The sequence below is a fragment of the Pigmentiphaga soli genome (assembly GCF_039541095.1).
GTDB lineage: Bacteria > Pseudomonadota > Gammaproteobacteria > Burkholderiales > Burkholderiaceae_B > Pigmentiphaga > Pigmentiphaga soli.
This window is the reverse complement of record NZ_BAABFO010000007.1, coordinates 110,896-131,937: the sequence shown is the minus strand read 5'-3', so window position 1 is coordinate 131,937 and position 21,042 is coordinate 110,896. Positions and strand designations below refer to the sequence as shown.

At 69.8% G+C, this 21,042-nt stretch carries 18 protein-coding genes; 10 read left to right on the top strand and 8 right to left on the bottom strand.

Features of this window, described 5'->3' with window-relative positions:
• Window positions 1-5 precede the first annotated feature (5 nt).
• Window positions 6-1,037: an L-dopachrome tautomerase-related protein gene (locus ABD927_RS09340; protein WP_345248623.1), complete on the bottom strand. Its 1,032-nt coding sequence runs from the start codon at window positions 1,035-1,037 to the stop codon at window positions 6-8.
• On the opposite strand from ABD927_RS09340, the gene ABD927_RS09335 reads away from it, so the two are divergent.
• The gene (locus tag ABD927_RS09335; RefSeq protein ID WP_345248798.1) at window positions 1,002-1,364 is read left to right on the top strand and encodes a hypothetical protein; all 363 of its coding nucleotides are present in this window, start codon (window positions 1,002-1,004) and stop codon (window positions 1,362-1,364) included. The two genes, ABD927_RS09340 and ABD927_RS09335, sit on opposite strands and share 36 nt — an antisense overlap.
• Before the next feature lie 35 nt (window positions 1,365-1,399).
• Here ABD927_RS09335 and ABD927_RS09330 read toward each other — a convergent pair whose 3' ends face one another.
• Genes ABD927_RS09330 through ABD927_RS09315 form a run of 4 tightly spaced genes read right to left on the bottom strand, consistent with a single transcriptional unit; the run spans window position 1,400 to window position 6,541 of the window.
• Complete coding sequence (locus tag ABD927_RS09330) at window positions 1,400-2,482, bottom strand: DUF5924 family protein (RefSeq protein ID WP_345248621.1); 1,083 nt, start codon at window positions 2,480-2,482, stop codon at window positions 1,400-1,402.
• 34 nt (window positions 2,483-2,516) lie between these two features.
• Window positions 2,517-4,994: a glycoside hydrolase family 65 protein gene (locus ABD927_RS09325; protein ID WP_345248620.1), complete on the bottom strand. Its 2,478-nt coding sequence runs from the start codon at window positions 4,992-4,994 to the stop codon at window positions 2,517-2,519.
• 9 nt (window positions 4,995-5,003) lie between these two features.
• A complete protein-coding gene (locus ABD927_RS09320) occupies window positions 5,004-5,963 on the bottom strand; it encodes a PfkB family carbohydrate kinase (RefSeq protein ID WP_345248617.1) in 960 nt (319 codons plus the stop codon).
• On the bottom strand, window positions 5,960-6,541 hold the full coding sequence (locus ABD927_RS09315; protein ID WP_345248615.1) for a diguanylate cyclase: 582 nt from the start codon (window positions 6,539-6,541) through the stop codon (window positions 5,960-5,962). Before ABD927_RS09315 ends, ABD927_RS09320 begins: the two co-directional genes overlap by 4 nt.
• A 338-nt stretch (window positions 6,542-6,879) precedes the next feature.
• On the opposite strand from ABD927_RS09315, the gene ABD927_RS09310 reads away from it, so the two are divergent.
• Together ABD927_RS09310 and ABD927_RS09305 are read left to right on the top strand one after the other, a co-directional pair.
• Entirely contained in the window at window positions 6,880-7,077 is a 198-nt protein-coding gene (locus tag ABD927_RS09310) for a hypothetical protein (protein WP_345248613.1), read from the top strand.
• Window positions 7,078-7,110: 33 nt separating this feature from the next.
• A complete protein-coding gene (locus ABD927_RS09305) occupies window positions 7,111-9,375 on the top strand; it encodes a phosphocholine-specific phospholipase C (protein ID WP_345248611.1) in 2,265 nt (754 codons plus the stop codon).
• Window positions 9,376-9,400: 25 nt separating this feature from the next.
• Here ABD927_RS09305 and ABD927_RS09300 read toward each other — a convergent pair whose 3' ends face one another.
• On the bottom strand, window positions 9,401-9,598 hold the full coding sequence (locus tag ABD927_RS09300) for a hypothetical protein (protein WP_345248609.1): 198 nt from the start codon (window positions 9,596-9,598) through the stop codon (window positions 9,401-9,403).
• Between the two features lie 157 nt (window positions 9,599-9,755).
• On the opposite strand from ABD927_RS09300, the gene ABD927_RS09295 reads away from it, so the two are divergent.
• Window positions 9,756-10,589 (top strand): DUF2243 domain-containing protein, encoded by an 834-nt coding sequence (locus ABD927_RS09295; RefSeq protein ID WP_345248608.1) that lies wholly within the window; start codon window positions 9,756-9,758, stop codon window positions 10,587-10,589.
• Window positions 10,590-10,607: 18 nt separating this feature from the next.
• Here the strand turns inward: ABD927_RS09295 and ABD927_RS09290 are convergent, their stop codons facing one another.
• A complete protein-coding gene (locus ABD927_RS09290; protein WP_345248607.1) occupies window positions 10,608-12,857 on the bottom strand; it encodes a GNVR domain-containing protein in 2,250 nt (749 codons plus the stop codon).
• 34 nt (window positions 12,858-12,891) lie between these two features.
• A complete protein-coding gene (locus tag ABD927_RS09285; protein WP_345248605.1) occupies window positions 12,892-14,028 on the bottom strand; it encodes a polysaccharide biosynthesis/export family protein in 1,137 nt (378 codons plus the stop codon).
• 219 nt (window positions 14,029-14,247) lie between these two features.
• Here ABD927_RS09285 and ABD927_RS09280 point away from each other — a divergent pair, with 219 nt between their 5' ends.
• The 6 genes from ABD927_RS09280 to ABD927_RS09255 are packed head-to-tail and all read left to right on the top strand — an operon-like array spanning window position 14,248 to window position 21,037.
• Complete coding sequence (locus ABD927_RS09280) at window positions 14,248-15,657, top strand: undecaprenyl-phosphate glucose phosphotransferase (RefSeq protein WP_345248603.1); 1,410 nt, start codon at window positions 14,248-14,250, stop codon at window positions 15,655-15,657.
• On the top strand, window positions 15,647-16,165 hold the full coding sequence (locus ABD927_RS09275; protein ID WP_345248601.1) for a GDP-mannose mannosyl hydrolase: 519 nt from the start codon (window positions 15,647-15,649) through the stop codon (window positions 16,163-16,165). The genes ABD927_RS09280 and ABD927_RS09275 overlap by 11 nt, the downstream gene beginning before the upstream one ends.
• Window positions 16,162-17,595: a mannose-1-phosphate guanylyltransferase/mannose-6-phosphate isomerase gene (locus ABD927_RS09270; RefSeq protein ID WP_345248599.1), complete on the top strand. Its 1,434-nt coding sequence runs from the start codon at window positions 16,162-16,164 to the stop codon at window positions 17,593-17,595. The genes ABD927_RS09275 and ABD927_RS09270 overlap by 4 nt, the downstream gene beginning before the upstream one ends.
• A gap of 40 nt (window positions 17,596-17,635) precedes the next feature.
• Entirely contained in the window at window positions 17,636-18,748 is a 1,113-nt protein-coding gene (gmd, locus tag ABD927_RS09265; RefSeq protein ID WP_345248597.1) for a GDP-mannose 4,6-dehydratase, read from the top strand.
• Window positions 18,749-18,752: 4 nt separating this feature from the next.
• Window positions 18,753-19,721, top strand: coding sequence for a GDP-L-fucose synthase family protein (locus ABD927_RS09260; RefSeq protein WP_345248595.1), 969 nt, complete (start codon window positions 18,753-18,755; stop codon window positions 19,719-19,721).
• Window positions 19,718-21,037 carry a lipopolysaccharide biosynthesis protein gene (locus tag ABD927_RS09255; RefSeq protein WP_345248593.1) on the top strand — a complete coding sequence of 440 codons (1,320 nt, stop codon included), beginning with the start codon at window positions 19,718-19,720 and terminating at the stop codon, window positions 21,035-21,037. The genes ABD927_RS09260 and ABD927_RS09255 overlap by 4 nt, the downstream gene beginning before the upstream one ends.
• Window positions 21,038-21,042: the final 5 nt, after the last annotated feature.

The following is a 21,042-nucleotide window of genomic DNA, read 5'->3' as shown; positions in this document are numbered from 1 at the left end:
CGACCTTACCGCAGACGGTCCGGAACGAAGGAAAACAGTGCCGTACCGATGGCCGCCGGCGCGCCGGGCTTGAACCAATAGGTGTCCTGTATGTGCGAAGCGGTAACGTAAATGGTCCCGTCCGGGCCTTCGGACAAAGTGTCCGGCCAGCGCAGGCGCTCGTCCTGCACGGCTATCTCCACGCCGCCGCCGGTCCAGCGGGTCACGGCATTGTTTCCTGGCGACGTCAGATAGAGCGTGCCGGCGCTGCTCATCAGCATCCCGTCGGCAACATGGGTGGCGCCGAGCCGCCGCACGGCTGCCTGGCGTTGCGCTTGCGGCACGTCGCGGCCGAGCAAGGCGGTGTCGATGCAGTAGAGGCTGCGGCCGGTCAGCGCCTGCCAGTACAGCGTCGCGCCGTCGTTGGAAATGGCCAGGCCGTCGGAGGCGAACATCGGCTGGCGCCCGTCCGGGCGGCGCAGGGGGCCGCCATCGACCTCGACGATCACGTCCTTCTCCAGTTGCGTCGAAGGGTGTCCGTCCAAGGCGCGGAAGCTTTCGCCGCTATCCAGGTCGACCACGATGATGGCGCCGCGCGTGCCTGAATCCGTGATGTACGCGATCTTGCCATCGGGACTCAGGCGCATGTCGTTGAGATAGCTGCCCTGCTTGGCGACCTCTTCCGGGAAGGCAATGACCCGGGTCACGCTGTCGCTGCCCAGGTCGATGCGCACCAGCTTGGCCGCGCCGGGCAGCGTCCGTTCGTTGCCCGGCGCGCCAGGGTCGACCACCCACAGGCCGCCCTGGGTATCGGCCAGCAGCGCCTGCACGCATACGAAATGCCGCTCCGGCGGCTTCTTGAACGCGGTCTCGTTGCGCCAGGCGTTCCAGTGTTCGTCGGGATACGGTTTCAGCTCGCCGCCAGGCAGCACCTCGGCCACCGACACCGGCGCGTCCTCGGTCCAGCGCGGGAAGTTGACGAAGATCCGGCCTTCGGGCGTCACTGCCACGCCGGTGACCTGGTGACTGAATTCGGCGACTCGGTTCAATGTCGTCATGGCGTTTCCTCGGATAGCGGCAAAGGCGCGCAGCAATACGCGTGCCGCCCCGGCGCCGGCGCGGCCGCCGCGCAGCAATGGAATCACCTGCTCAAGCGGGGCACCCTTCTTACGCACGGGGCCGCGACCGCCCGCGGCGCGGTCACGGTCATCGAAGGCGTGCTGGGCGTGCTGACCCACGAGAACATGCGCGCCCCGCCCACACGCCCCAAAGGCATCGGCGAGATCGGCATCGTCGGCGTCAACGCCGCGATCGCCAATGCCGTCCATCACGCCACCGGCTGCCGGGTGCGCCGGCTGCCGACCCGGATCGAAAACCTTCTTTGAACCGGATGAGCCGCGCCAGCGCGCATCCCGGGCGCTCAGGACGGCGGCGGCGCCGGCGGCACCGGAACGAACGGCCGCCCCCGCTCGGCCTGGACGCGAAAGCGCATCTGGCCGATCATCTGCCCTTCCTCGGTCATCACGCGCACTTCCCAGCGCCCGGCCGGGTCGGCGCCGAAGTTCTGCTTGTGCGACCAGGCCCGGTATCCCTGCTTGCGGCCCACCTGGATGTCGAGCGGCAGGCGCAGCTGTTCGCGGCCGTCGTGCAGCCAGACGTGGTAGACGCGTTCGCGCAGCCCCAGCGGCGCGCTGATGGCGGTGTAGGCGTAGAGACCGTCGGCGCCCAGGTCATCGAGCGTCAGCACCCGCCGGTCTTCGCCGGGCGCCATGGCCTGGGTATCGAAGCGCGTGGTGATGGCTTCCTCGGCCAGCCACATGGTCGACGGCGGCACCCAGTGCCGCACGAACCAGCCCACCGCGCCCAGGGCCAGCAAGGCGGCCGCCATCGCGTAGCCGCGCCGGCGGGACAGGCCCGTCATCAGATCGGCCACCGAGGGATAGGACATCAGCACCGCCGCTCCCAGCGCCAGCTCGTAGCTCAGGCCGGTGGGCAGGCGCAGCACCAGCGGCAGCGCGGTCAGCAGGACGGTGAAAAGCGTGAAGGCGTGGAAGGCCAGGAATACCCAGCGCCGCGGCGACAGCCAGTGGTTGTAGAGCGGGTCGACCAGCGCGACCACGGCGCAGGCGCCCGCCAGCCCGGTAAACACGGCCTGGCCGCTCAGCCAGGTGGTGGAGGTATAAAGAAAGGGCAGTACGAAGAACAGCCCTTCCTGGTGGATCATCTGCGTGAAATAGCGCAGCAGCGGTATCGGCACGTTCAGGCCGAACCGCCGCGCCACCAGCTGGCGCACGCTGTTTTCCACCACCAGCCACAGCCAGCTGGCGATCATGATCAGCGCGATGCCGCGGGCGAAGGCCTCGTGCCGTTCGACGGTGAAGAAGCTGACGATGCCCGAGACGAAGCCGAAGGCTGCGATGACGCCGGGGTAGCGCTGCACCAGTGCAAGCACGCGGTCGAAATGGTGCTTCCAGGAGGGCGGAATGCGGCCGGGCTTGAGCATGCGGGCAAGGAGAGCGGCGGACCGGCAGATGTTATCACCGGCCAGGCGCCGCGCTGGCGCGGTCCGCCGGGACCGGCATCGCCGTGCCTGGCGCAATGCGCCGGGGCCCCTGCCAGGTGCGCACCGTGATCTCGGCGGGATTGTCGGGCGCCGCATGCAAGACCGGCCGGTGCCCGGACCAGTGGAGTTCGAAGGCGCCGAAGCGGCAGCGGAACGGCAGCCGCACCGGCGGCAGTCCGGCCGGAATCGATGGCCGCGCCATCAGCCCGTCGGTAGCCATCGACAGGCCCAGGTAGCGCCGTTGCAGCACGTCCAGCGTGCCGGCCATCGCGTGCAGATGCACGCCTTCGGCCGAACTCGAATGGTCCGCAGAATCCTTCTCCGGCATCATGGCCTGGCGGTACAGCTCCCACGAGGCGGCGGGGTCGAGTTCGGCCAGCGCGCCGGCGGCGATGATGCGCGACAGGCTCGAATCGTGGCTGGTGCGCGCCAGCAGGTATTGCGCGCTGCGCAGCAGGTCCGGCGGCGCGACCGGGTAGCCGCAGCGCGCGAACAGGGCCAGCACCTCGTCCAGCGGGAACAGGTGCAGCAGCACCAGGAAGTCCGACTGCTTGGCCGCCTGCACGTCGTTGACCGACCGGCCCTCGCGCTCCAGCATCCAGTCCAGGCGGCCGGGACCGGCGCGGCGCCGGTAGCGGCCGATGTCGAATGGTTCGAGCCTCTCGAAGCCCTCGAACTGGCTGACCCGCCCTTCGCTGAAAGGCACGCGGATGCGTCGCGCGATGTCCTCCCACCGGTCCAGCTCGGCGGGCGTGAGCCCCAGGCGCCGCGACGCGTCGCCGTCGCCGCCGTCGGCCACTTCGGCCAGCGCGGGGCGCACCTGGCACAGCGTCCATGCCGCCATCAGATTGGTATAGGCATTGTTGTCGATGCCCGGCCGCGCGCGGCCGGGATAGGCGGTGTGGTATTCGTCCGGGCCGGCGATGCCGCGGATGTCGTAGCGCCCGTCGGCCGGGTCGGCCACGGCCAGGCCGGCCCAGAAGCGCGCCACTTCCACCATCAGGCGCGCGCCGTGGGTGGCAAGGAAATCCTTGTCGCCGGTCGCCAGGTAGTACTGCCAGACGTTGAACGCGGTGGCCGAACCGATGTGCCGCTGCAGAAAGGTATGGTCGGGCAGCCAGTGCCCGGTCAGCGGCATGAACTGGAAGGCCGGCGTCTCTTCGCGCCCGGTGCTGGCGCTGCGCCACGGGAACATCGCGCCGGGCAGGCCGGCCGCGCGCGCCGCCTCGCGGGCCGCCGGCAGGCGCCGGCAACGGTACGTCAGCGCGGCCCGCGCCACCTCGGGAAAGCGCAGTTCGTAGAACGGAAAGGCCAGGATCTCGTCCCAGAAGATCTGGCCGTGGTAGGCCTCCTGCCAGCCACGCGCCGGGAAGCCCGCGTCGAGGTCGGCAGTATGTTCGCAGAAGTTCTGCAATAGATGGAAGACATGAAAGCGGCTGGCCCGCTGCAGCGCCGGTTCGCCGATCTCGACGCAGGCGCGCTGCCACAGCGCCGCCCATGCGCGGGCATGGGCCTGGCGCAGCGCGCCGAAGTCCGGTGCCCGGGCCAGCTTGCCCAGCGCCACCTGCCCGCACTCGCCGCCGCATTCGCGCGACGAGGCGATCGCCGCGACCTTGCCCAGGCCCAGCGGCTGCCCCTGCGCGACGCGGCACAGCAGTCGCTCTCCGATGCGCAGTTCGCGGCGGTACGGATGGCGGGCCAGCACCGCGCCGGCATCGGCCAGGCAGCGGGTCGCCATCGCGACCTCGATGCCGGAACGGCGGGTGCGGACGAGGACGCGGACGGTGCCCCGGCCGTCGGCATCCGAGTCGACCAGCGACAGGTGGCGCGGGTTGTAGGGACGGAAGCGCCGCACGCCGCGATTGACCACGCCGGCATCGATGCAGCACAGCACCTCGATCTCGCCGCTCCAGTCCTCGGGCAGCAATTCGATGCGGCTGGCCGCCAGGTGGCGGTCGTCCATGCTGACCAGGCGTTCCTCGCGCAGCCGGGTGGTGCGGCCGGCTGCATCGCGGTAGCGCAGTTCCCGCACCGCCAAGCCGTCCCGCAGGAACAGGCCGTGGCGATAGTCCAGGAGCGCGGCCTTGTCGAGCGAGAACCAGTCGGCCTCTCCCACCGGCCGGAAGGTCAGCGGCAGCCAGTTGGGCAGGTTGACCAGCGATTCGTTTTCCACCCGCCGGCCGTTGACGTGGCTGGCCGCGCGGTCGTAGAGACCGGCGCAGTACGTGCCGGGATAGTGCCAGTCATCGGCGTCGGACGCGGTGGATGCGGCGCGCACGCTAAGGTAGCCGTTGCCGAGCGACAGCAGGGCCTCGCGCTGGCCCTCCTCTTCCCGATCGTAGCGATCGAAGCAGATGTCGGGGCGCGTCGCCGTGGCGTCCTGCTGCCGCCCGGCGGCTTCCCGGCAGCGCGGGCCGGGCATTCCGGGGCCGGACGTGCGCAGGCAATCCATGGGCTCGCCTCACCGGCGCACGCGCGGCCGGCCGCCGGCCGCGAACCACGGCATGCGGGCCTCGACGCCGGCGCGGTCGGGATACGCGGGTTGCGAGCCATAGCCGGTGACCGCGCAGGTCGAGGCGGCAACCGCGAAGCAGGCCGCCGCCAGCGGGTCGCGGCCTTCCAGCAGCGCCACGGCAAGGGCGCCGGTGAAGGCATCGCCGGCGCCCGTGGCATCGACGGCGGTGACGGGCTCGGCCGGAATCAGCGTCGATCGTCCGCCATGGGCCAGCAGGCAGCCGCCGTCGGCCAGCTTGATGCAGACGATGGGAATGCCCAGCGCCGCCAATCCGCCCGCGGCCGCCGCGGCCGAGTCCTCGTCCTTGACGCTGACGCCGCTCAGGACCGAGGCCTCGGCGGCATCCGGCGCGATCGCATGCGCGCGCGCCAGCACCGCCGCGTCGGCGCGCTCCGGCGGGCTGGGGTCGATCACCACCCTGACGCCGCGCCGGCCGGCGGCTTCCACCGCGCGTTCCACCAGCGCGGGGGGAATCTCGTAGTCGGCCACCAGCACCGAACCGGGATCGAGCGCCTCGATCGCCGCGACGGCGTCGGCCACCGCCGCATCATCCCAGCAATCGTTGGCATTGTTGGCGAGCACGATGCCTTTCTTGCCGCCCGGCGGCACGGCGATCATCGACACCGCGGTCGGCTCCTGCGCGCGCGAGACATGGGACAGGTCGATGCCCTGGCCGCGCAACGGCGCCATCGCCTGTTCGCCCAGCGCGTCGCTGCCGACCCTGCCGATCAACGTCGCCGCCGCCCCCAGGCGGCGGGCAAGAAACGCCACGTTGGCGGCCTTGCCGCCGCCTTGCGGCAGGAAGTCGGTGGCGATCAGGGTGGTGCCGGCCTCCAGCGGCCGCGGCACCCGTACCTGGAAATCGGCGTTGATGCTGCCGAGGGACGCAATACACGCCTTGGTCATGGGCCGTTGCCCCCATTGCCGAATGCCCGCCGGCGCGCGCGGACGGCCTTGAGCCCGCGCCTGAGTTCCTCCAGATAGGGCAGCAATGCCAGCAACGCGGCGGCGGCCAGCAGCGCGGCCACGTAGGCGGCCGGCAGCTTGCCCGCGTCCCAGGCCAGCGTCCAGCGCGGCGCTTCGTCGCCCAGCCCGAACAGCGCCAGGAACTGCGGCCAGTTCAGCGACGCCACCAGCATCCCGGCCGTAAGCGGCATCATTTCGAGGAAGCTGTGCACGTGCTGCTCGATGGGCGAGACCCAGCGGCGGCGCACCGCGTAGCTGACGTCCCACAACGCCGTGGCCTCGTGCGCCAGGAAGGCCGCGATCATGATCAGGAAGACCATGGCGTTGATCTCCAGGAACACGCAGGCCAGCAGCGGCAGCGCCATCTCCGCGAACATCAGCAGGTGCAGCACGGACTCCGCCGGTCCGGCGGTATGCGCGATATCGGTGCGGCGATGGCACAGCCAGTCGGCCAAGCCCGCCAGCAGCCAGAGGGGTATCACGAAGTAAAGCAGGATGATCTGCGCAGGAGGGGTCATGACAGGTTCGCATCGCCGGTGCACGAGCAGCCGGTAGCAAGCGGCGTGCCTCGCGGCGCGACGGCACGGAAACAATCTCATGCGATCGTCACAGCGGCGAAACAGAAGCGGCGGTCCGGCGTCACGGAACCGACACCACCCGAACTCGACAATGTCCGCACTGCCGGGCGTTGCCCGCCGGCAGCCCGTGGCCGGTGCTGTCGGTTTCCCGGCAGCCAGGGGGTACGCCGGACACGCCCGCTACGTCGCGGCCTTGCGCCGCGGCACCCTTCGCGTTCCGACAGCCGATGGCTCGCGCCAGGGGCTCGCTCGGCCTGCAATTGGAGATACGACGCTCTATGCAAAAACAATCCCATGTTCTTTTCCGGATCGGCAAGCCGCTGCTTGGCGCCGGCCTGGTATCGCTGGCCCTGCTGCTCGGCGGCTGCGGCGGCGACGACGATCCGGCCGGCCCCGGACCCGGCGACAACGGCGGCCAGACCGGCGACGGTCCGCCGCCGGCCTGTACCACCGCGCACTGCGCGCCCACGCCCTGAGCGGCCCCGCCAACCCACGAGATCCGATCCGGTATGAGCTTCAATCCCTCCAAACGCAAATTCCTGCGCGCCTCGCTCGGCACGGCCGCCTCGGCCGCCGCGCTGGCCAGCTTCCCGCCCGCCATCCGGCGCGCGCTCGCCATCGAGGCCAACAACGCCACCGGCACCATCAACGACGTCGAGCACGTGGTCCTGCTGATGATGGAGAACCGCTCCTTCGACAGCTACTTCGGCACCTTCAAGGGCGTGCGCGGCTACGGCGACCGCTTCGCGATACCGACGCCGTTCGGCCCCAACATCTTCTACCAGGCCTATACCAAGGTCGCGCCGACTGCCACCTACGTGCCCTTCCACCTGGACGGCAGCCAGGGCAACGCGCAGCGCGCCGGCGGCACGCCGCACAGCTGGGCCGACACCCAGGCCGCCTGGGACCACGGCCGCATGAACCGCTGGCCGGACGCGAAAAACCCGCTGTCGATGGGGTACTACGACAGCGCCGAAGTGCCTTTCCAGCGTGCCCTGGCCGAGGCCTTCACCGTCTGCGACCACTACCACTGCGGCATGCACACCGGCACCATCGCCAACCGGCTGTTCTACTGGAGCGGCACCAACGGCCCGAACGGCATCAGTCCCGTCGACGGCAGCCGGGTCGAGGTGGCGGCGCTGAACAACCAGTTCAACGGCGGCAACGACATCGGCCCTTCCACCGAGGGCTGGACCTGGACCACCTATGCCGACCGCCTGGAAAAGGCCGGCGTGCGCTGGAAGGTCTACCAGAGCCTGATCGACAACTTCGGCTGCAACGAGATGATGGGCTTTCGCCATTGGCGCGCCGAGATCGAGAAAATGCCGGCGGCGCGCCGGCCGCTCTACGTGAGCGCCGAAGACATCAACCAGTCGGTCGACGCCGCCGGCCCGTTCTACGATCCGGCCCAGGACGATCCGCTCAGTCCCTACGCCAAGGGCTTCGGCAACACCATGCCCCAGGGCTTCCTGGAAACCTTCCGCGACGATATCCAGAACGGCAGGCTGCCGCAGGTATCGTGGATCATCCCTCCCTCGGCCTACAGCGAGCATCCCGGCCCGTCGAGCCCGGCGCAGGGCGGCTGGTACGTCCAGGCAGTGCTGGACGCGCTGACGGCCAACCCCGAGGTCTGGAGCAAGACCGTCCTGATCATCAACTTCGACGAGAACGACGGCTTCTTCGACCATCTGCCCACGCCTTCGGTGCCGTCGCGCAACCCGGACGGCTCGCTGGCCGGCGGCTACACCTTCGCCGACGACGAGGTGGCGGTCGAATACCACGACTACTCGCCAGCCACCGCCAGCCAGCCGGCCATCGACGGCCGCCCCTACGGCCCCGGCCCGCGCGTGCCGATGTGGGTGGTCTCGCCGTGGAGCCGCGGCGGTTGGGTCAATTCGCAGGTGTTCGACCACACCTCGACGCTGCTTTTCCTGGAAAAGCGTTTCGGCGTGGCCGAGCCGCAGATCAGCGCCTATCGCCGCTCCATCTGCGGCGACCTGACCTCCTGCTTCAACTTCGTCGACCCGAACAACGAAGTACTGCCTGCGCTGGGCGGCAGCAACACCAAGGACGGCGTCGACGGCCTGGTCGCCACGCAGAGCGGCGAACCTGCGCTGCCCCAGCCCACCGCGACCTCGGCCTCGCCGCTGCCCAGGCAGGAAAGCGGCACGCGGCCCTCGCGCGCCCTGCCCTATGAACTGCACACCACGGCCCAGGCTGCCTCGGGCACCGTGAAGCTGCTGTTCGCCAATGCGAGTTCGAACGGCGTCGGCGCGGTGTTCCACGTCTACGACAAGAACCATCTCGACCTCATCCCGCGCCGTTATGCGGTCGAGGCCGGCAAGGCGCTGGACGGCAGCTGGGATGCGAGCGCCGATGGCGGCAAGTACGACCTGTGGGTGCTGGGGCCCAACGGCTACCACCGCGAGTTCATCGGCGACCTGAGCGAGCTGGAAGCCTCGGGCGGCCCGGAAATCCAGGTCTGCTACGAGCTGTGCGATCCGCCGGCGATCCAGGTCAAGCTGTACAACCGCGGCAGCAAACCCTGTACCTTCACCGCCAACGCGCAAGCCTACCGCGGCGACGGCCCCTGGACCGCGCAGGTCGAGGCCGGCGGTACCGGCGAACTGCGCTGGCCGGTGGGCGACAGCGGCAACTGGTACGACTTCGTCGTCACCTGCGACGCCGCGCCGTCGTTCAAGCGCCGCTTCGCCGGCCGGATCGAGAACGGGAAGGACTCGGTCACCGATCCGGAGATGGGCCAGGCGCACTGAGCGCCGTCAGGCCTCGCCGGCGCGGCTAGCGTTGACGATTGCCGCTCTTTTGCGGGTCGCGGGGCGGCTCGGCCTGCCGTTCGGCGTCCAGGTCATTCTGGCCGCCGGCTGCCGGCGTATCGGTATCCTCGCGCGGCAGGCTGGCGGCGGGAAGGGTCTTGTTCTCGTCCTTGAGATGGTCGTCGACGTGGCGCGACATCGGATTGGTTCCTTGCTGTGCCATGGTGCTCTCCTTCAGAGTCCCATGCTCAGCAAATGCCGTTCCGCCCCTGCTCTGCGCTGCGGACTCGCGCTGGCTTACCGGCAAAGTCAGTGCATCGGGCGGGCATGGCACTTGCCGGCGAACAGCGCTTCGGGCTCCCCGGCGGAGGACAGGAATCATGAGCGCATCGGTGACAGGAATCCCCCAGCGGCAATTCCCGCGCCGCTTCGAATGGGCCGGCTATCTGACCGGCTTCGGGCTGAGCGGCTTCTTCGACGGCATCCTGCTGCACCAGATCCTGCAATGGCATCATCTGCTGTCGGCCATCACCCGCGGCGTGCTGGGCGACATCCGGGGCCAGGTCATGGCGGACGGCCTGTTCCATGCCGCGATGTACGTCGTCGCGGCGGCGGGGCTGTGGCTGCTCTACCGGTCGCGCGCGACGCTGGCGCTGGCCGGCGCGAACCGGCGCCTGCTGGCGGACTTCTGGATCGGCTTCGGCGTCTGGCACGTCGTCGATGCGGTGTTCTCGCACTGGATCACCGGCATCCACCGCATCCGGATGGATTCGCCCACGCCGCTGGCCTGGGACCTGGCCTGGCTGTTCGTTTTCGGGCTGATTCCGCTGGCGGCCGGAATCCGCATGCGGATCGGCGGCGGGCCGGACGGCGGCGGCACCGGCGAACTGGCGCGGCACGGCGTCGCGATGACGCTGCTGGCCGCGACCGTGGCGGCGGCGGCGCTCAATCTGTTTCCCGTCCGGCGCGGGCAGATCGAGACGGTAATGGTGGTGCTCAGGCCCGGTGCTCCCGCGGCCTCGCTCTTCTCGGCCCTGGGGGATACCGGCGCCAGCGTGCTGTGGAGCGATCCGGGAGGCGGCGTATGGGTGCTCGCCGGTGCCAGCGCCATCGACCTGTTCCCCTTGTACGGGCGGGGAGCGATGTACGTCAGCGGCACGCTCGCGCCGGCCGGCTGTTCCGCCTGGTTCAGGGCGCCAGGGGCCGGCGCTTGAGGCCGCCGGCGCCGGCGCTCAACGAAGGCCGCCCAGATCGCCGTAGTACCTGGCCCGCGCATAGCGGTAGCTGCCGTACTTGGGCCGGAAGCCATAGCGGTCGGGCAGCAGTTTCAGGCCGTTGAAGACCAGGCCGTCCACCGGCGCGCCGGCCTCGGTCAGCCGCTTGGCGGCCTCGCGGATCTCGCCCACGGTATTGAGCCCGGCCCTTACGACGACCAGCACCGAAGCCGCATGCGTCCCGACCGCCGCGGCGTCGGACGAGGACAGCACGGGCGGGGTATCGACGATGACCAGGTCGTAGCCTTCGGCCAGCACCCGCAGGCTGCGCCCGAAGGCCGGCGAGCCCAGCAGCTCGGACGGATCGAAGGCGGCGGTGCCGGTGGCGATGAAATCCACGCCTTCGGCCACGCTGTGCTTGGTCACCGCCTCGGGCGCGGTGGCGCCGGTCAGCACCTCGAACAGGCCGCTGTCCTTGGGCACGTTGAAATAGCGGTTCAGCTGCCCGCGCTGGAAGTCGGCGTCGATCAGCAGCACGCGCTTGCCCACCGCCCCCTGGATGAAGGCGAAATTGGCCGAGATGAAAGACTTGCCCACCCCGGCCACCGGGCCGGTGATCACCAGCACATTGCTCACCGCCTGCCGCAGCGACCGGTGCATGATCGTGCGCAGCATGCGCAGGCTTTCGATGGCCGGATCCTTGCCCTGCTTCTGCGCCAGCAGCGGCTGCAGGCCGGCATTGCGGCGCCGGGCGCGGCGCCACAGGCGTTCGTGGGTCTCGCTGTAGGGAATGGTGGCCAGCACCCGCCAGCCGGTGTGGCGCTCGGTCTCCTCCGGATCCGACAGGCCGCCGAACAGGGCGTTGCGCATCAGCGCCAGCAACATGCCGCCCACCAGCCCCACGGCGGCGGCGATGCCGACGATCATGGCCGGCTTGGGCCGCACCGGCTCTTCCGGCACCACCGCGGCGTCGAGCACGCGCACGTTGCCGATCTTGCCGGCCCGCACCAGTTGCAGCTGCTGGGCATTGTTCAGCATGGCGGTATAGAGCTCGGTATTGACCTTGACGTCCCGCACCAGCCGCACCACGTCCTGCTCCAGGTCGGGCAGGCCGCGGATGCGGCCGTTGATGCGGCCGATGTCGGCATTGAGCGAGGCGATCTGCTGGTCGATGGCCTGGATGCTGGGGTGCGAGTTCGAGAAGCGCGCCTCCAGCTCGCTGCGCCGCGCGCGCAGCTCGACGATCTTGGTCTGCGCCTCGGCCACCTGGGTCAGGACCAGCTTGGCCTCCTCGCTCAGGTTGATGGTGCCGCGCTGGTTGCGCAGGTTGTTGTACCGGGTTTCGGCGTCGTCCAGCCGCTTTTTCATGGCGGGCAGCTGCTGGTCCAGGAAGACCAGCGCCTTCTCGGCCTGGGCCGAGCGGCGATTCACGTTCTGGCGCACGTAGGCCTCGCCGATCTCGTTCAGCACCGCGGTGGTCATCGCCGGATCGCTGCCCTCCAGCGTCACGCCGATCACGCCCGATTGGCGCCCGCGCTCGAAGATGCCCAGGCGAGCCTGCACGGACTCCTCGGCCACCAGGCGCGAGCGCCGGCGCAGGGTGAAGCCGGTCCCGGCCGGCGCCTGCAGCGCGTCGACCTGGATGTCGATGGCGCCGTCGGGCAGCGGAAAATGCTCCAGCCGCCCCACCGCCCCCTCGAACAGGCCGCCGTGCACGCTCTCCCGCAGGCGATAGCGGTCGCCGCCGAGCGCCGTCAGGGTGAGCTTCTTGGCCAGCAGCGAGCGCGGCACGTCGAGGCGCCCGACCGAAATGTGTTCGCCGCCCCAGGCATAGCCGCCGCGCGGCAGGACCGACAGCAGCGTTTCGCCATAGCCCTGGGCCACCAGCCATCGCCCCAGCAGCGGCAGATAGTCCGGCGTGGCCTCGATGTACAGCAGGTAGCGGTCGACCGCCGCGCCGACCACGCTGCGCGAGCGCAGCACCTCCATTTCCCCCGATGCCGCCGGCTTGAGGTCGAACATGGCCGATACGTCGCCCAGCAGCGTGCGCGCGGGCGAGCTGGGCTGTTCCTCTTCCACCTGCACGACGAGGTCGGGCCGGTAGACCGGCGGCGTGACCAGTACGTACAGCACCGCCAGCGCCGTCACCAGCAAGGCGATGCCGAGGATGGACCAGCGCCGCGCCACCAATGCGTCCATGCAGGAGGACAGGGGGATGTCGGAACGCCGCGGCGGGGGGGAATCGAAGGTTTCAACAGGCAAGGTCATCGTCGGCTCGCTGAAGGGAGATTGGCCGCGCAGCTCACCGGCCCACGGCCGAGGCAGTCTGCAGGGTCTGGGTACTGGGGAAGAGCAGGCTGATGAAGCGGTTCCAGCGGACCAGGTTGCCGGCGTCGACGAACACCACGTCCTTGGGCTCGAGCTCGAACTGCTCGGCCACGGCCATGGCGCCCACCGACTTGGCGTCCAGGTGGAAGATCCGCGGTTCGGCGGGGTCGGTCGTGCGGACCACGAAGATGTTGGAGGGATCGGCCGTGTTCTGGTTGGGCCCGCCCGAGGTTCCGAGGGCTTCGCTCAGGCTCATCCGGCCGTCGCGCAGCGGCAACGCCTGCGGGACGTTGACCTCGCCCATCACGAATATCTTGCTTTCCTCGCGCGGCGACACGCGCACGATGTCGCCGGGCTTGAGCATGATTTTCGCCAGGTCGAGCCCGCGCTCGATCAGGCGGGGAACGTTGACGCGGGTGGCCATGCCGCCCCGCACCACGAAGACGCGGCTGCGGTCCGCCGTGGGCAGGAAGCCCCCGGCCCGGTTGATGGCCTCGACCAGGCTCATGGGCAAATCGTTGATGGCGACAGTGCCGGGCGTCTTCAATTCACCCTCCAGATAGACCCGTTTGCTGCGGTACCCAAGCACGCGCACGGTGATCTGCGGGTTTTTGATGTAGTCGCCCGCATTGGCGATTATCAAATCCCTGACCTGGCCCTCGGTCAATCCGGCCACGTGCAGTAGTCCCAGATAGGGGAACTGGATGTATCCATCGGCCGATACCGGATATCCCGGAATGCCCGAGGTGGTGTCCCCGAGGGTTAGCTCGGTCGCGCCCGACCCGATGGCGTAGGTCTGTGTCGGAAGCACGAGTTCGGGGTGGTCCCAGACGACGATGGAAAGAATGTCGCCGGGGCCGATCTGATAGGGCATGCCCTCGCCCAGCAAGGCCTCGGTCGCCGTTTCGGTCTGCGCCTCGCGTTCGCGCCGCTCCTCCAGCACGAGCGCCGGGGTGATCTGCTGCACCTCGGGTATGGAGGCCCGGTTGCCCGGGTCGATGGGGCGCTCGGGGTCGTAGCGCATTCCCGGCGCATAGGCGCACGCGCCCAGCGCCGCGGTCAGCAGGGCGGCGCCCAGCATCCGGAAGAAAGTCGCACAAGTGATGTTCATGGCAGCTCGCGTCGGGTCACTTCGTTGCATGAGGAACGTTGCATGAGGAGTTGCCCGTGGCCACGGGTTGCGCCATTCGACGCCCTTTTTCCGCAGCCGCCCATTGGACGGATGGGTTAGATCTCGCCCTCATCCTCCGCCTCATCCCTAAGGATGTTTTCGCGTCCGGGCACGGCCCATAAGCTTTCGGCGTGTCAACGATCCGTGCAGGAGCATTCGATGAAACTGGCTGCATTCCCGGGGTCCGAACGTGCCGCAGGCACGCACGCGGTCTACCGCCTGGCCGATGCCTGCATCGTGATCGGCTGCGGGCTGGCGGCCGGCCGCCTGCCGCTGCCAGGCCAGCCGCCGGCCGACATGCCGCCCATCCAGCCGTTCCTCATCGTGCTGTGCGCGCTCGCCGCGCTGCTGGTATTTCCCGCCTTCCGGCTCTATGGATCGTGGCGCGGCCGGCGCATGGGCGATCTCGCGCTGTCCGGCTTCGCCGCATGGAGCGCGGTCTACGCGATGGGCATCCTGCTCAGTTTCGTCCTGCACCAGAGCGGCGCGGTCTCGCGCTCGTGGGCGGCGGCGTGGTTCGTCCTCACTGCGCTGATGCTGGTGGGCGCGCGGCTGGCGGCGTACCGGGCGCTGGGCGCCGCGCGCGACCGCGGCCTGGACCAGAAGCGGGTGCTGATGATAGGGTTCGGCGCCCTGGGCCGCGACCTGTGGCGGCGCGTTGGCCAATTCCGCGCCACGGGCTACGAAGTGGTCGGCATCTACAGCGGTGCCGACGAATGCCTGCCCAGCAGCGTGCGCCGCCTGTGCCAGCTGGACCGCATCGCCGAGTTCGTGCGCACGGCCAGCGTGCGCGAAGTGTGGATCGTGCTGCCCATCGAGCAGGGCCCGCAGGTGCACGAGGTGCTGCGCCGGCTGCGCAATGACCTGGTCGACATCCGCTGGATACCGGACGTGATGTCGATTCGCCTGCTGGGCCACCGCATCGACGATTTCATGGGCCTGCCTGCCGTGCAGCTGAACAGCCTGCCGGTGCTCGGCATCCGCGGCATGGCCAAAGAAGCGTTCGACCGCTGCTTCGCGCTATGCGCGCTGGCCGGCCTGGCGCCGCTGCTGCTGGTGCTGGCCCTGCTGGTGAAGTGCTCGTCGCGCGGGCCGGTACTGTTCACCCAGCCGCGCCTGGGCCTGGACGGCAAGATCTTCCACGTCTACAAGTTCCGCAGCATGACGGTCCACCAGGAAGCCGGCACCGTCACCCAGGCCACGCGCGACGATACCCGCGTCACGCGCATCGGCGCCTTCCTGCGCCGCACCAGCCTGGACGAGCTGCCCCAGTTCCTCAACGTGCTCAAGGGCGACATGTCGGTGGTCGGTCCGCGGCCCCACGCCCTGGCGCACAACGACCTGTACAAGGACCTGGTGGAAAGCTACATGATGCGGCACCGGGTCAAGCCCGGCATCACCGGCTGGGCGCAGGTGAACGGCTACCGCGGCCAGACCGAGACCGTGCACAAGATGCAGGCCCGGGTCGAGCACGACATCTACTACATCCGCAACTGGTCCTTCCTGATGGACCTGCGCATCATCGCCCGCACCGTGCTGTCGGGCTGGAGCGGCTCGAATGCGTACTGAAATGCACGCCGGCAAGATGCACGCGCCCGACCGCCATACCGCCGGCTTCTGGAGCGCCGACGACTTCCGCGCCGCCGTCGAGATGCTGCCGCTCATATCGGTGGACCTGCTGCTGCGCAACGCCGACGGCGCCTACCTGCTGGGGCTGCGCAGCAATCCCCCCGCGCAGGGAACGTGGTTCGTGCCCGGCGGCCGCATCCTCAAGGACGAGACCATGGCCGCCGCCCTGGTCCGCATCGCGCGCAGCGAGCTGGCGCTGGACCTGCCGGTTTCCGCCTGGACTCCGCGCGGCATTTACGAACACTTCTACGACGTCAATTTCGCCGGCGAACGCGGGCGGCGCACGCACTACGTCGTGCTGGCCTTCGAAACCCGGCTGGCGGATCCCCTGTACGCCCTGCCCCGCACCCAGCACCGCGACTATCGCTGGATATCGCCCGCCGGCGCCATCCGCGACGCCGGCGTCCACCCCTACACGCAGGCCTATTTCAAGGAGCATGCGGCATGACCCACGCCAGTCCACCTTTCCGGGCCGTCATCCTCTGCGGCGGCTCGGGCTCGCGCCTGTGGCCGCTCTCGCGCGAGACGCTGCCGAAGCAATTCATCAGCCTGAACGACACCCACAGCCTGCTGCAGAACACCCTGCTGCGGCTGTCGGCGGCGAATGCCGCCCGCCGCCCCATGCTGGTATGCAACGACGCCCACCGCTTCATCGCCGCCGAGCAGGCGGCCGAGATCGGCCTGCAAGACCTCGAGCTGATCCTGGAGCCCTGCCCGCGCAACACGGCGCCGGCCATCGCCGCGGCGGCGCTGCGCGCGATGCGCGCCGATCCGGCCGCCGTGCTGCTGGTGGCGCCATCCGACCACGTGCTGGAAGACGGCCCCGTGCTGCGCCAGGCGCTGGAGACAGCCCATGCGCAAGCTTGCGCCGGCGCCCTGGTGACCTTCGGCATCGTCCCCACCGCGCCGCTCTCGGGCTACGGCTATATCCAGGCCGCAGCGTCCGCCGGCGACCCGGCCGGCGCGCGCAAGGTGCGCCGTTTCGTCGAAAAGCCGTCCACCGAAATCGCCCAGGGCTTCCTGCAGGAAGGCAGCTACTACTGGAACAGCGGCATCTTCGCGTTCCGCGCGGCGGCGTACCTGCGGGAACTGGAACAGCACGCGCCGGCCATGCTGGCGGCGGTCCGCCAGGCGCTGGCCAGCGGCAGCGGCGACGACGCCGTCTGCCGCCTGGACCCGGCGGATTACGCGGCCTGCCCGGCGGACTCGATCGACTACGCCGTGATGGAACGCACCGACCGCGCCGTCATGGTGCCGCTGGAGTGCGCGTGGAGCGACGTCGGCGCCTGGGACAGCGTATGGAGCCTGGCGCCCAAGTCGGCCGACGGCAATGCCGTCATGGGCGACGTGGTGCTGGAAGACTCGCGCAACTGCCTGGTCCATGCCGAGCACCGCATGGTGGCCTCGGTGGGACTGGACGACATCGTCATCGTCGAGACCGCCGACGCCATCCTGGTGCTGCGCCGGGACCGGGCACAGGACGTCAGGCTGCTGGTGGAGCGCTTCAAGAGCCAGCACCGCGAACAGCTGGCCACGCACCGCCAGGTGCTGCGCCCCTGGGGCAGCTACGACTCGGTGCACCGCGGCGAACGCTACCAGATCAAGCGCATCACCGTGAAGCCGGGCGCGCGCCTGTCGACCCAGATGCACCACCACCGCGCCGAGCACTGGATCGTGGTGTCGGGCACCGCGCGCGTCACCAACGGCGACCGGCAATACCTGCTGACCGAGAACCAGTCCACCTTCATCCCGCTGGGCGAGGTCCACAGCCTGGAGAACCCCGGGAAGATCCCGCTGGACATCATCGAGGTCCAGTCCGGGCCCTACCTGGGCGAGGACGACATCGTCCGCTTCCAGGACGTGTACGGACGCGTATGAAGCCTGCGCAAGCAGCCGCCATTGAACCCAGGACAAGACCATGCCCAAGAGAGCATTGATCACCGGCATCACCGGCCAGGACGGCGCCTATCTGGCCGAACTGCTGCTGGACAAGGGATACGAGGTGCACGGCATCAAGCGCCGCGCCTCGATGTTCAACACCGCCCGCATCGACCACCTGTACCAGGATCCGCACCAGCGGCAGCGCAACCTCGTCCTGCACCACGGCGACATGACGGATTCGTGCAGCCTGACCCGCATCGTGCAGGCGGTGCGCCCCGACGAGATCTACAACCTGGCGGCCCAGAGCCACGTGGGCGTTTCGTTCGAGGAACCCGAGTACACGGCCAATACGGACGCCCTGGGCACCCTGCGCCTGCTCGAGGCGATCCGCATGCTGCGGCTGGGCAACCGCACGCGCCTGTACCAGGCCTCGACCTCCGAGCTGTACGGCATGGTGCAGGAGACGCCGCAGCGCGAAACCACGCCGTTCTATCCGCGCAGCCCGTACGCCGCGGCCAAGCTGTACGCCTACTGGATCTGCGTCAACTACCGCGAGGCCTACGGCATGTACGCCTGCAACGGCATTCTGTTCAACCACGAATCGCCGCGGCGCGGCGAGACCTTCGTCACCCGCAAGATCACGCGGGCGATGGCCCGCATCGTGCTGGGCCTGCAGGACTGCCTGTACCTGGGCAACCTGTCGGCCCGGCGCGACTGGGGCCATGCGCGCGACTACGTGGAAATGCAGTGGCTGATGCTGCAGCAGGAAGAGCCCGAGGATTTCGTCATCGCCACCGGCATGCAATACAGCGTGCGCGATTTCATCGACGCCGCGGCGCGCGAGCTCGGCCTCTTGCTGTGCTGGGAGGGCGAAGGCCTGCACGAAACCGCCACCGTGCTGCTGAGCACCGTGCACGATCGCGTCCGCCCCGGGCAGGTGATCGTGCGCGTGGACCCGCGCTACTTCCGGCCCACCGAGGTCGACACCCTGCTGGGCGACCCGTCCAAGGCGGCCCGCCGGCTGGGCTGGGCGCCGCGCACCACGTTCGCCGAACTGGTGGCCGAGATGGTGGAGAACGACCTGAAGGACGCGCGCCGCGACGCCCTGATGGAAGAAAGCGGCTACGCCGTCTATGCCTGCAAGGAGTAGCGCCATGGCCAGCCTGACACGCATTTTCGTAGCCGGCCATCGCGGCATGGTCGGATCGGCCATCGTGCGCGCGCTGGAAAGCCGCGGCACGCCCGGCATCGTCACCCGCTCGCACGGCGAGCTCGACCTGGAAGACCAGGCGGCGGTACGGCAGTTCTTCGATCGCGAGCGGCCCGACGTGGTGTACCTGGCGGCCGCCAAGGTGGGCGGCATCCTCGACAATGACCGCCACCCGGCGGTGTACCTGGCGCGCAACCTGGCCATCCAGACCAATGTCATCCGCGCGGCCTACGAGTCCGGCGTGCGCAAGCTGCTGTACCTGGGTTCCTCCTGCATCTACCCGCGCGAGTGCGCCCAGCCCATCCGCGAAGACTACCTGCTGACCGGGCCGCTGGAGCCCACCAACGAGGCCTACGCCATCGCCAAGATCGCCGGGCTCAAGCTGTGCGAGGCCTATCGCCGCGAATTCGGCTCGCGCTTCGTCTGCGCCATGCCAACCAATCTGTACGGCCCGCGCGACAACTACCACCTGCAAAGCAGCCACGTGATGCCGGCGCTGATCCGCAAGTTCCACGAAGCCAAGAAGGCTGGCGCGCCCGAGGTCGAGGTCTGGGGCAGCGGCACGCCCTTGCGCGAATTCCTGCACGTGGACGACCTGGCGCGCGCCTGCGTGCACCTGCTGGAAAGCGATCCGCCCGAGGCCGTCTACAACGTCGGCTCCGGCGCGGAGATCCGCATCGCCGAGCTGGCGCGGCTGGTGGCGCGGATCGTGGGCTATCCCGGCAATCTGAGGTTCGACCCGGCGCGGCCGGACGGAACGCCGCGCAAGCTGCTCGACTCGTCGCGCATGCGCGGCCTGGGCTGGGCGCCGCAGATCGATCTCGAAACGGGCATTGCCATGACCTACCGCGACTTCCTGCGGGAAACCGGCGGCCTGCACATGGCGCGCTGCGCCGACGGACGGTACCGATGAAGCGTTTCATCCGGCGCTACGTCGCCGACAACGCCTCGCTCTGGGGCCTGCTGGAGTACGGCTGCGGGCCGCTGGTGTCGCTGGCGGCCGTGCCGATCCTGTTCCGGCAGCTGGATGCCGAGGGCTTCGGGCAGTACGCGATGATGGTGGCGGTGGCGGGCTTCGGCAACGTGGCCAATCTGGGCAGCGCGGTCACCGCCACCAAGCTGGTGTCGGAACGGCTGCACGAACCGGGCGGCGCCCGGCGCGGCGCCGGGGTCGCGCTGGCGCTGGTGGGCTGCGCGCTGGCCGCCGTCGTCGTCGCCGTGGGCGCCGCCGCCCTCGTGCTGGGGCTGGCCTGGCCGCGCGCCGCCTTCGGCAGCACCCCGCTGTACGCCCTGCTGCCGGCCGCGATGGCGATCTACGTGGCGCAACAGATCGATCAGCTGTTCGCCGGCGCGCTCAAAGGACGCGAGGATTTCGCCGCCACCGCATGGTGCGAATGCGCCGGCCGCGTGGCCGCCATGGCGCTGGCCTGCGCGGCGGCCTGGGCCACGCACGCCGCCATCTGGGTGGCGCTGGCCCAGGGCGCGGGGCTGCTGCTGTCCGGCATGGCCAAGATGGTGGTCTTTGCCCGCCGCGACGGCCGCTGGTGGGTGCCGCCGGTGCCGGACCGCGCGGCCATGGCCGGCGCCTTCCGGTTCTCGCGCTGGACCTGGCTGCACGGCGTGGGCGCACTGGCCTTCGGCTCGCTCGACCGGGTAGTGGTCGGCAGCCTGATGGGCCCGGCCGCGCTGGCCCTGTACACCGTGGGCATGCAGGCCGGCCAGCTGGTCCATACCGCCTCGGTGGCGGTGTTCCAGAAGGCCATGCCGCGGATACGGCGGCTGTCGGTGGCGCCGCCCTACCCCGGCGCGGCCGGCGACGAGGTCCGGCGCCTGATGCGCTGGAACCTGGCGCTGTCGCTGTCCGCCACGCTGGCCTTGCTGCTGGCGGGCCAGCCGCTGCTGGCGCTGCTCTCGGGCCAGGCGCACGCGCAGGGCCAGCAGCTCACCTTCGACCTGCTGATCCTCGCCTCCGGCATGCTGTCGCTCAACGCGGCCGCCCATTTCTCGCTGCTGGGCCTGGGCAACGGCCGCGCCGTGGCGCTGCTCAACGGCGTGGGCGGCGTCACCATGCTGGGGCTGATGGCCGCGCTGTTCGGCCCCGTGGGCCAGAACGCCGCGGCCATCGGCCGCATCGCCTACGCCATGGTGACCCTGGCCGGCGTGGGGCTGGCCCTGCGCCAGTCCCGCCACCCGCTGGCCGCCGCCATCGTCCCCGCTGCCACCCGGTAGCCATC

Bases quoted from the DNA above. Each gene is read 5' to 3' on its own strand.
- ABD927_RS09340 (WP_345248623.1), bottom strand. From the start codon at position 1,037: ATGACGACATTGAACCGAGTCGCCGAATTCAGTCACCAGGTCACCGGC.
- ABD927_RS09330 (WP_345248621.1), bottom strand. From the start codon at position 2,482: ATGCTCAAGCCCGGCCGCATTCCGCCCTCCTGGAAGCACCATTTCGAC.
- ABD927_RS09325 (WP_345248620.1), bottom strand. From the start codon at position 4,994: ATGGATTGCCTGCGCACGTCCGGCCCCGGAATGCCCGGCCCGCGCTGC.
- ABD927_RS09320 (WP_345248617.1), bottom strand. From the start codon at position 5,963: ATGACCAAGGCGTGTATTGCGTCCCTCGGCAGCATCAACGCCGATTTC.
- ABD927_RS09315 (WP_345248615.1), bottom strand. From the start codon at position 6,541: ATGACCCCTCCTGCGCAGATCATCCTGCTTTACTTCGTGATACCCCTC.
- ABD927_RS09310 (WP_345248613.1), top strand. From the start codon at position 6,880: ATGCAAAAACAATCCCATGTTCTTTTCCGGATCGGCAAGCCGCTGCTT.
- ABD927_RS09305 (WP_345248611.1), top strand. From the start codon at position 7,111: ATGAGCTTCAATCCCTCCAAACGCAAATTCCTGCGCGCCTCGCTCGGC.
- ABD927_RS09300 (WP_345248609.1), bottom strand. From the start codon at position 9,598: ATGGCACAGCAAGGAACCAATCCGATGTCGCGCCACGTCGACGACCAT.
- ABD927_RS09295 (WP_345248608.1), top strand. From the start codon at position 9,756: ATGAGCGCATCGGTGACAGGAATCCCCCAGCGGCAATTCCCGCGCCGC.
- ABD927_RS09290 (WP_345248607.1), bottom strand. From the start codon at position 12,857: ATGACCTTGCCTGTTGAAACCTTCGATTCCCCCCCGCCGCGGCGTTCC.
- ABD927_RS09285 (WP_345248605.1), bottom strand. From the start codon at position 14,028: ATGAACATCACTTGTGCGACTTTCTTCCGGATGCTGGGCGCCGCCCTG.
- ABD927_RS09280 (WP_345248603.1), top strand. From the start codon at position 14,248: ATGAAACTGGCTGCATTCCCGGGGTCCGAACGTGCCGCAGGCACGCAC.
- ABD927_RS09275 (WP_345248601.1), top strand. From the start codon at position 15,647: ATGCGTACTGAAATGCACGCCGGCAAGATGCACGCGCCCGACCGCCAT.
- ABD927_RS09270 (WP_345248599.1), top strand. From the start codon at position 16,162: ATGACCCACGCCAGTCCACCTTTCCGGGCCGTCATCCTCTGCGGCGGC.
- gmd (WP_345248597.1), top strand. From the start codon at position 17,636: ATGCCCAAGAGAGCATTGATCACCGGCATCACCGGCCAGGACGGCGCC.
- ABD927_RS09260 (WP_345248595.1), top strand. From the start codon at position 18,753: ATGGCCAGCCTGACACGCATTTTCGTAGCCGGCCATCGCGGCATGGTC.
- ABD927_RS09255 (WP_345248593.1), top strand. From the start codon at position 19,718: ATGAAGCGTTTCATCCGGCGCTACGTCGCCGACAACGCCTCGCTCTGG.